This window comes from Roseinatronobacter ekhonensis (assembly GCF_900499075.1).
GTDB classification, from domain to species: domain Bacteria; phylum Pseudomonadota; class Alphaproteobacteria; order Rhodobacterales; family Rhodobacteraceae; genus Roseinatronobacter; species Roseinatronobacter ekhonensis.
Map to the genome: position 1 here is coordinate 64,411 of NZ_UIHC01000016.1, position 8,854 is coordinate 73,264.

Consider the following 8,854-nt stretch of genomic DNA (forward strand, 5'->3'; position numbering starts at 1 on the left):
TGACCACGCAAGCGGTTTATCTGGCCCGCCCTCTTGTTGCCCGCGCGCCGCCCGCCTATTTGCGAGGATATGAAACACCTTATCCCCTTCGCCAATCGTGGGCCAAGTGTGGCCGTTATTCGCCTGCAAGGCATGATCGCCAGCGGCCCCGGACAGGGCCGGCTGAATGATGCGGCGCTTGCCCCGATCATTGAAACGGCGTTCAAGCGCGGCAAACCCAAGGCGGTTGCGTTGGTCATCAATTCGCCCGGCGGCAGCCCGGTGCAAAGCGCGCTGATCGCGGCGCGCATCCGACGGCTGGCGGCACAGCATGAAGTGCCGGTCTTGGCCTTTGTCGAGGATGTCGCGGCCTCTGGCGGCTACTGGCTGGCCACGGCGGCGGACGAGATTTTCGCCGATGCCAATTCCATCCTTGGGTCCATCGGGGTCATTTCGGCGGGGTTTGGCCTGCACGAATTGATCGGTCGCTACGGGGTGGAGCGTCGGGTCTACACCTCTGGCACATCGAAATCGCAACTGGACCCGTTCCGCCCCGAAAAGCCCGAGGATGTCACACGTCTGCAAGGGTTGCTGGACCAGATCCACCAGAACTTTATCACACAGGTAAAAGCGCGGCGCGGCGACAAGCTGGCCGAGCAGGATCTGTTCACCGGCGAATTCTGGTTGGGCGCGCAGGCCGTCGATCTGGGGTTGGCCGACGGGTTGGGCCATCTGGTGCCAACCCTCAAGGAGCGCTACGGGGACAAGGTGAAATTCCGTGTCTATGGCCCGCGCCGCCCGTTTTTATCACGCTTCGGGCTATCGCTGATGCAAGATGCTCTGACGCTATCGGAAGAACGCGCGCTCTATGCGCGCTTCGGGCTGTAGCACATGCTGCTGAAGGTCGTGGTCGGGTTTCTGTTGTTCATGATCGTGATGGGCGCGGTCCAGAAATGGCTGAACCCCAAGCATCGCACGCCACTGGACCGGATCCGCAGCACCCGCCTGCCCAAGCCCCGCAAATGCAAAACCTGTGGTCGTTTCCTGCTTGGGCAGGACGATTGCGCCTGCAAGGACAAATGACACATGCTGCTTGATCTTGGGATGGTGCTGGGCGGTCTTGTCGCGCTGCTGCTGGCAGGCGACCTGCTGGTGCGCGGGGCCGTCAACTTGGCGCTGAGGCTGGGCATACCGGCCATGCTGGTCGGCATGACGGTGGTGGCGTTCGGCACATCCGCGCCCGAATTGCTGGTGTCGGTGCGCGCGGCAATCGGTGATGCGGGCGGCCTGGCGCTGGGCAATGTCGTCGGGTCGAATGTCGCCAATATCCTGCTGGTGCTGGGCGCGCCCGCGCTAATTTCTGCTATGGCAGTGGGGCGCGACATTTCGCGCGACTATATCATCATGATCGGCGCGTCGCTTTTGTTCATTGCGGTGGCCTTTACCGGCCAGATCGGGACATGGCAGGCGCTGGTGCTGCTGGCAGCATTTACGCTTTTCATGATCGACAGCATCCGCCGCGGGCTGAAAGCGCGCGTCGAACCAGAGGAGCTGGAGGGCGCAGACCCCGCAATCGGCTGGCCCAAGATCGTGCTGTTTCTGGTGCTCGGCTGTATAGGTCTGCCGCTTGGCGCGAATTTTCTTGTCACCGGCGCGACCGCCATTGCGCAGGATCTGGGCGTGTCCGACGCCTTGATCGGGCTGACACTTGTGGCTATCGGGACATCGCTACCGGAACTCGCCGCCACCGTGATGGCCGCGATCCGCCGCGAGGGTGGCGTGGCGCTCGGGAATATCGTGGGCTCTAACCTGTTCAACCTGCTGTTCATCATCGGCACGGCGGGGCTGTTCGGCACTATGACATTCCCGCCCGAAATGTTCCGTCTGGACCTGTGGGTCATGTTGGGCTCTTCGCTGGTGCTGGCCCCGTTCATCTGGCGCGCGGCGCCCATCACGCGGGTCTGGGGGCTGGTCTTGCTTCTGGGCTATGCGGGCTACATGTGGGTTCTTGTCCAGAGCGGAGCCTGATTAATGCCCAACGCCCTTGTCACAGGTGGCGCGCGCCGATTGGGGCGCGCGATGTGTTTGTATCTGGCAGGGCGCGGCTACGATCTGGCAATCCATTACGCCAGTTCACAGGCCGATGCAGAGGCACTTGCGGATGAAATCCGCGCCATGGGTCGCCGCGCGGTTTGCGTGCAGGCCGATTTGCTGGACGAGGACGCGCTGGCACCCCTGATCCCGCAAGCTGCCGATGCTTTGGGCGGACCGTTTTCGGTGTTGGTCAACAATGCGTCCATCTTCGAGCAGGACAGCATCGCCACCGCGACCCGCAATGGTTGGGACCGTCATATGATGAGCAACCTGCGCGCGCCGTTCGTCCTGACACAAGCCTTCGCCGCACAGGTGACAGCGCCAGAGCCGGACGCCCAAGGTGAACCTGTTGCCCAAGGGCTGGTTGTGAACATGATCGACCAGAAAGTGCGCAACCTGACGCCGCAGCATATGACCTATTCTATCGCCAAGATGGGCCTTTGGGCCTTTACCCAAATGGCTGCGCAAGAATTGGGAGGGCGCGTGCGCGTGAACGCCATCGGACCGGGGCCGACGCTTCAGGCCCATGACCAGACCCGCGAGATATACGACGCAAGCCGCCGCGCCACGATTCTGGGACGCGGCGCGAACCTTGATGATATAACCGCCGCCCTTGGCTATTTCGTCGACGCGCGCGCTGTGACAGGCCAGCTTTTATGCGTTGACGGTGGCCAACATCTGGTCTGGAAAACCGCGGATGTCCTGAACGATTGACACCACCGGCTGACAATTAACGCGCAAGTTGTGCACCGCTCACGAAACCGTCACAAACTTGCAATCAAAATTGCCTGTATATCAACGGCTTGTAACATAAGAAATAATTTCTGTTCAAAAACAAAGACTTAATTTATCGCCTATTTTTTAGGCAGACTAGCAAAGCGCCTCTATAACAAAGAAAATTTGCCCCCCTCCAACTTCTATCCACTAAGTTATCCACAGATTCCGTGGACAGGATTCAGGTTGTAGAGGGTTTGATTTCAGTGCAGCCCGGCATAGAATCGGGCCAATCTTACAGGCAGCAAAAGACAGATGCAGAACACCCCCGACGGCAGTTCCGAAACCCCGCTTTCCGGCCATGATTGCATCCAGTCCTACCTGAAGGTTCTGGACAATTCACCCGGTGTTTACCGCATGCTGAACGAGCGGTCAGAAGTGCTTTATGTCGGCAAGGCGCGCAACCTGCGGGCGCGGGTGTCGAACTATGCGCGCGCCTCTGGACACACCGCCCGCATCGCCCGGATGATAGATGAAACCCGGTCGATGATGTTCCTGACTACGCGCACCGAAACCGAGGCGCTGCTGCTGGAGCAGAACCTCATCAAGCAGCTCAAGCCCCGCTACAACGTGCTGCTGCGCGACGACAAAAGCTTTCCCTATATCCTGCTGCCCCGCGACCATGCCTATCCACAATTGCGCAAGCACCGTGGGCGGCGGTCCACCAAGGGCAAGTATTTCGGCCCCTTCGCAAGTGCTGGCGCGGTGAACCGCACGCTGAACCAGTTGCAGCGTGTGTTTCTGTTGCGCAACTGCACCGATTCCGTGTTCAACAGCCGCACCCGGCCCTGCCTGCAATACCAGATCAAGCGGTGTTCAGCGCCGTGCGTTGGCTACATTTCGGAAGAGGCGTACGGCGCGCTGATGCTGGATGCCGAACGCTTCCTGTCGGGCAAGGACACGCATCTGCAAAAGGATCTGGCGGTTGAAATGCAGGCTGCGTCCAACGCCATGGAATTCGAGCGCGCGGCAGCCCTGCGCGACCGCATCCGCGCGTTGACCAATGTGCAGCAGCAGCAGGGCATTAACCCCCAAGGCGTGCCAGAGGCCGACATTATCGCGCTTCATCTGGAAAAGGGGCAGGCCTGCGTGCAGGTGTTTTTCATCCGCGCCAACCAGAATTGGGGCAACCGCGATTTCTACCCGGCCACCGGCGCGGGCGCGGCGGAACCCGAAATCCTCGAAGCTTTTATGGCTCAGTTCTACGATGGCAAGGAACCGCCCCGTCAGATATTGCTGTCGCATGGGTTGGAGGAACCCGACCTGATGGCCGACCTTCTGGCCCAGCGTGCAGGCCGCAAGGTGGATATATTGGCCCCCCAAAGGGGCGAGAAAGCGGAACTTGTGGAGAGCGCGCTGCGCAACGCCCGCGAAAGCCTTGCGCGGCGCATGGCACATAGCACGGCACAGGCCAAACTGTTGCAAGGGCTGGCCGATGCGTTTGGGCTGGAGAGCGCGCCGCAACGGGTAGAGGTCTATGACAACAGCCACATCCAAGGCAGCCACGCGGTTGGCGCGCTGATCGTGGCGGGGCCAGAAGGGTTCATCAAAAGCCAGTATCGCAAATTCGACATCAAGGACGACACCGTCACCCCCGGCGATGATTTCGGCATGATGAAAGAGGTGCTGACCCGCCGTTTCACCCGCCTGCAAAAAGAAGACCCCGACCGCCAGTCCGACGCATGGCCTGACCTTTTGCTGATCGACGGCGGCGCGGGGCAAGTTTCTGCCGTGGCAGGGATCATGGAAGAAATGGGCGTGGCCGATATTCCCATGGTGGGCGTGGCCAAGGGCATCGACCGCGATGCGGGCAAAGAGGAATTCCACCGGCCCGGCACCCGCCCCTTCGCGTTGCGCCATAATGACCCTGTGTTGTATTTCGTCCAGCGCCTGCGGGATGAGGCGCATCGCTTCGCGATCGGCACCCACCGCGCGAAACGCTCAAAGGCGTTCACGGCCTCGCCCCTAGACGAAATACCCGGCGTTGGCGCAGGCCGCAAAAAGGCGCTTCTGGCGCATTTCGGGTCGGCCAAGGCGGTCACACGCGCAGGGCTTGGGGATTTGCGCGCGGTGCCGGGGATTTCAGCTGCCTTGGCGCAGGTAATCCACGATCACTTGAATGAACGCTAAGGTCCTGTGCGATAGGATAGCAAAGGTTGATTGCCCCCTATAGCGGATGGAATAGCAACAACGCCGATAAAGCGAGCGTCAACAGGACGAGTGTTTCCATCACCACAATCGCCATATGCCCAGGCCCAACGGCTGCCAGTGCTTTCAGCGATGTCTTGACGCCCAAAGCCGCAATCGCCGTCACAAGGCAGATACGCGACAGGGTGTTGACCTGTTCGACCAGCAAAACGGGGAGCTCGACTATGCTGCCCAAAACGACCAGCGCCAGAAACAGCACCATGAACCACGGAAGCAGCGCCACGCGCCCGCTGCCCTGCCCCGCCCCGCTGGCGCGCAATACCAGCCCGATCACGACCAGCACGACGGGTAACATGGCCACGCGGAACAGCTTGGTGATGGTGGCGGTTTCGCCCGCCGTGTCAGACACGGTAAACCCCGCGCCGACGACCTGCGCGACATCATGAATGGTGGCACCGATCAGAAAGCCCTGTTCTACTTCGGAAAAGCCAAGCAGACCGAATAGCAGCGGGTAGACCACCATCGCGATGGTCGAAAGCGCGGTCACAGCCATGACCGTAAACAGCGTATTGCGTTCGGTTTTGTCATTATGCGGGATGACGGCGGCTATGGCGAGCGCCGCAGAGGCCCCGCAGATCGCCACGGACCCGCCGGTCAATAGCGCAAAGCGCCATTGCCGGTTGAACAAGGGGGCGGCGATGAACCCGGTGGCGATGGTCGCCGCGATCAGGCCCACCAGCAGCGCCGCGCCGGACAGGCCGATCTGGGCCAGATCCTCGACCGCGATGCGGATGCCCAGCAGGCCGACGCCCAGCCGCAAGACGAATTTCGCCGCGAAATCGACACCTGCACCGCATGGCCCTTCGGTGTGCATGAAGTTGAACGCCATGCCCAGAAGCAGCGCAAACAGCATGACTGGCGCGCCGTAATGCGCGCCAAGGAAGCTGGCAGCGGCGGCGATGGTCGCACTCAGCATCAGCCCCGGCAAAAGCGGTTTCGCGCGGGTGTGCAGGTCGGTCAGCTTGGGCATGGTGTATTCCGCATGAAAAAGGGCGCGCGTAACGGCGCGCCCTTGAGTGTTTTCGCCGCGATCAGGCGGACCGATACAGCTTTGTCATCGAGAATTCGCGATGCCCCAGCGCTTCGGCGCAGGTCAGACGACCATTGGCGGTGCGCTTGATCATCTCGATCAGGCTGTCGCCGGCTTGGTCGATGGTCATGTCGCGCCGTAGAACGCCAGTCACATCCACGTCGATATGCTCGGACATGGTGCGCAGGGTGCGCGGGTTGCCCGAAATCTTGATGACCGGCACGATGGGGTTGCCGACCACGTTGCCTTGCCCCGTTGGGAAGGTGTGGATGACATAGCCCGCCGCCGCCATGAGCGTCACGCATTCCGCCGCGGCCGAGGACGTGTCCATGAAATACAGGCCATTGCCCTTGGCCGGCGCTTCTGCCGGTTCCAGCACGTCGATATAGGTCGAGCTGCGGCCGATCTTCTCAAGGTTGCCCAGCGCCTTTTCCTCGATCGTGGACAGACCGCCCAGAATGTTGCCCTTGGTCGGCTGGCTGTCGGACAGATCGGATGTCTTGAACTGTTCGATCACGTCATCGGTATAGGCTTGCCACGTCTTGCGGAACTTCGCTGCCGCTTCGGGGTTCGCCGCGCGCTTTTCGCAGATATGTTCCGCGCCGGTGATTTCAGAGGTTTCGCCGAACACGCCATACAGGCCATGCGGGATCAGCTTGTCATACATGTTGCCGACCGTCGGGCAGGACGACAGGCCGGTCGTGGTGTCGGACTCGCCGCATTTGGTCGAGACCCACAGGTCCGTGACGGGGCAATCCTCTTTTTGCAACTCGGTCGCCCATTGCACGTATTCCTTGGCCTTCCAGCTTGCGCGCCGGATGGTCTCAAAGTCACCGTTCTGTTCTATCCAGAAGCCCTCGACCGGCTTGCCGGTGGCGGCAATGCCGTCAACGATGATCTTGGTCCATTCCGGCTCAATCCCGATGACCACAACAGCGGCCACGTTGGGGTTTGCCCCGGTGCCGATGATGGTGCGGAAATGCAGGTCCAGATCCTCGCCGAACTGCAAGCGCCCGTAGGCGTGCGGAATGGCCATGGTGCCCTTGACGTTATTCGCCACAGCCTCGCAGGCCGCGTTGGAAATATCGTCTACGGGCAGGATCAGAACGTGGTTGCGCACACCGACGCGCCCGTTTTCGCGGCGCCACGCCTTGACCGTATCTTGTGAAAAATCGAATGCCATGATCTCTCCCCCTTACCAGCGTTTGGTTTTCATATTGTGGGTGTGGACATGGCCGCCGGTTTCGGCAGCTCCCACCATACGGCCAATGTCTTCGCCATATTTGATAACGGTATCGCCCTCGGTCATATCCTTTAGCGCGACCTTGTGACCGATGGGAATATCGGATTTTGCGGTCAGGCGGAAATCAGAGTTATCCTCGGTGCAGACGCACAGCATGTCGGTGCCTGCGGTCAGCCCCTCGACCACGACAACGCCGACATTGTCGACCTTGTCATGGACAAGAAGCTGGGGGTAGGTGTTGGCGGTCATGTCCTCTCTCCCTTCGTGTTCAGAGGTTGTCAGCCACGGGCAAGGCCCGTGAGCGTATCGTAAAGCTGTTGCGTGATCTCTATCTGCTCAGCCCGGCCCGCGCGGTCGGCCATGCGCCGCGCGCCGGGCAAGCGCGCACCGTCCTGAGCTTCGATCGCGGCGAACATCGCCTCGGCCCGGTCGGTGAAACCGGGGGCAAAGCGCGCGGGGTCCAGAACCAGTATGAAATGCGCAAGGTTCGGGGCCGGGCCTTTGTCATCAAAGAGCGAACTGGCCTGATAGGCGAAATTCGCGCCTGCCAGCCCAGCGGTCAACAGTTCCACCATCAGCGCCAAAGCGGCCCCCTTGGCCCCGCCCGACGGCACCATCGTGCCCGCCATGGCGGCATCGGCATCGGTGGTCGGGTTGCCATCCACGTCCAGCGCCCAGCCTTCGGGAATGGTGCCGCCAGACTTTTGCGCCAGCATGACCTTGCCGCGCGCGACATGGGACAGCGACAGGTCGATCAGCAGCGGATCGCTCTTTACGCGCGGCGCGGCAAAGGCAATCGGGTTCGTGCCGTATAGCGGGCGGTTGCCGCCCCAAGGGGCCATGGCTGCGGGCGCATTGGCAAAGGCCAGCGCGATCAGCCCTTCGCGGGCAAAAGGTTCCACCGCCTGTCCGGCCACCCCGAAATGATGCGAGCGGGTCACGCTGACCACGGCCACGCCCAGATCACGCACAACGTCGCGCGCGGCTTTTGCACCGGCGTCTATCGCTGCGAACGCCAGGCCTAGACCCGCATCCACCCGCACAACGGCACCGTCACGGCTGACGGTCGGGGCGGCGTCGGCCACCACCTTTCCCGCCCGCATCTGGGCTGCGTAAAACGGCGCACGCGCCAACCCGTGCGAGGGCAACCCCTCTTGCTCTGCCATCACCAGCGCGCGCGCGGCGGGCTGCGCCATTTCCGCAGGCATGCCCGCCAATCCGAACAGATCGACCACAAGACGCTCCGCCTGTGCAATGCTGATCGTAGTCTTGGACATGGGGCTGTATTCCGATTCTTTTGCCATCATTCTTTGGCTTCACTTCTATATAGTTTATATGATAAAGTAAGGTCAATGCCCTTACCGCTTTCTCATTGGGTTTTCCGCATTTTACGGGTAAATATACTCCGAGTCCTGCAGAAGCCGAATTTGTTGACTTGACTGCTGGGTTTGGAACGATTCAGCTATTGCTTATGATCCGCCCTGACTTTCTTTCCTCACCAGCCCGCCTCGAGCTTGAGGCTTGCG

The 8,854-nt window shown here is 61.1% G+C and carries 9 protein-coding genes; 5 read left to right on the plus strand and 4 right to left on the minus strand.

All coding sequences use genetic code 11. The features are described 5' to 3' along the window. Window positions 1–69 precede the first annotated feature (69 nt). The 5 genes from ROE7235_RS09640 (at window position 70) to uvrC (ending at window position 4,977) form a co-directional block, all read left to right on the plus strand. On the plus strand, window positions 70–867 hold the full coding sequence (locus tag ROE7235_RS09640; RefSeq protein ID WP_121095052.1) for a S49 family peptidase: 798 nt from the start codon (window positions 70–72) through the stop codon (window positions 865–867). Window positions 868–870: 3 nt separating this feature from the next. Next, the gene (locus ROE7235_RS09645; protein WP_121095054.1) at window positions 871–1,062 is read left to right on the plus strand and encodes a hypothetical protein; all 192 of its coding nucleotides are present in this window, start codon (window positions 871–873) and stop codon (window positions 1,060–1,062) included. A 3-nt stretch (window positions 1,063–1,065) separates the two neighbouring features. Then, window positions 1,066–2,007, plus strand: a complete 942-nt coding sequence (locus tag ROE7235_RS09650) for a calcium/sodium antiporter (RefSeq protein ID WP_121095056.1) — start codon at window positions 1,066–1,068, stop codon at window positions 2,005–2,007. A 3-nt stretch (window positions 2,008–2,010) separates the two neighbouring features. Then, entirely contained in the window at window positions 2,011–2,787 is a 777-nt protein-coding gene (locus ROE7235_RS09655) for an SDR family oxidoreductase (protein WP_121095058.1), read from the plus strand. Between the two features lie 315 nt (window positions 2,788–3,102). Further along, complete coding sequence (uvrC, locus tag ROE7235_RS09660; protein WP_121095060.1) at window positions 3,103–4,977, plus strand: excinuclease ABC subunit UvrC; 1,875 nt, start codon at window positions 3,103–3,105, stop codon at window positions 4,975–4,977. 37 nt (window positions 4,978–5,014) lie between these two features. Here the strand turns inward: uvrC and ROE7235_RS09665 are convergent, their stop codons facing one another. The 4 genes from ROE7235_RS09665 to ROE7235_RS09680 form a co-directional block, all read right to left on the minus strand. After that, entirely contained in the window at window positions 5,015–6,025 is a 1,011-nt protein-coding gene (locus tag ROE7235_RS09665; RefSeq protein WP_121095062.1) for a YeiH family protein, read from the minus strand. A 61-nt stretch (window positions 6,026–6,086) separates the two neighbouring features. Continuing rightward, window positions 6,087–7,268, minus strand: a complete 1,182-nt coding sequence (locus tag ROE7235_RS09670) for a UxaA family hydrolase (protein ID WP_121095064.1) — start codon at window positions 7,266–7,268, stop codon at window positions 6,087–6,089. A gap of 12 nt (window positions 7,269–7,280) precedes the next feature. Beyond that, on the minus strand, window positions 7,281–7,577 hold the full coding sequence (locus tag ROE7235_RS09675; RefSeq protein ID WP_121095066.1) for a UxaA family hydrolase: 297 nt from the start codon (window positions 7,575–7,577) through the stop codon (window positions 7,281–7,283). Window positions 7,578–7,606: 29 nt separating this feature from the next. After that, the gene (locus tag ROE7235_RS09680; protein WP_245963922.1) at window positions 7,607–8,635 is read right to left on the minus strand and encodes an Ldh family oxidoreductase; all 1,029 of its coding nucleotides are present in this window, start codon (window positions 8,633–8,635) and stop codon (window positions 7,607–7,609) included. Window positions 8,636–8,854 lie beyond the last annotated feature (219 nt).

Excerpts from the sequence above, each read along its gene's own strand:
- ROE7235_RS09640 (WP_121095052.1), top strand. The coding sequence starts at position 70 with ATGAAACACCTTATCCCCTTCGCCAATCGTGGGCCAAGTGTGGCCGTT.
- ROE7235_RS09645 (WP_121095054.1), top strand. The coding sequence starts at position 871 with ATGCTGCTGAAGGTCGTGGTCGGGTTTCTGTTGTTCATGATCGTGATG.
- ROE7235_RS09650 (WP_121095056.1), top strand. The coding sequence starts at position 1,066 with ATGCTGCTTGATCTTGGGATGGTGCTGGGCGGTCTTGTCGCGCTGCTG.
- ROE7235_RS09655 (WP_121095058.1), top strand. The coding sequence starts at position 2,011 with ATGCCCAACGCCCTTGTCACAGGTGGCGCGCGCCGATTGGGGCGCGCG.
- uvrC (WP_121095060.1), top strand. The coding sequence starts at position 3,103 with ATGCAGAACACCCCCGACGGCAGTTCCGAAACCCCGCTTTCCGGCCAT.
- ROE7235_RS09665 (WP_121095062.1), bottom strand. The coding sequence starts at position 6,025 with ATGCCCAAGCTGACCGACCTGCACACCCGCGCGAAACCGCTTTTGCCG.
- ROE7235_RS09670 (WP_121095064.1), bottom strand. The coding sequence starts at position 7,268 with ATGGCATTCGATTTTTCACAAGATACGGTCAAGGCGTGGCGCCGCGAA.
- ROE7235_RS09675 (WP_121095066.1), bottom strand. The coding sequence starts at position 7,577 with ATGACCGCCAACACCTACCCCCAGCTTCTTGTCCATGACAAGGTCGAC.
- ROE7235_RS09680 (WP_245963922.1), bottom strand. The coding sequence starts at position 8,635 with ATGATGGCAAAAGAATCGGAATACAGCCCCATGTCCAAGACTACGATC.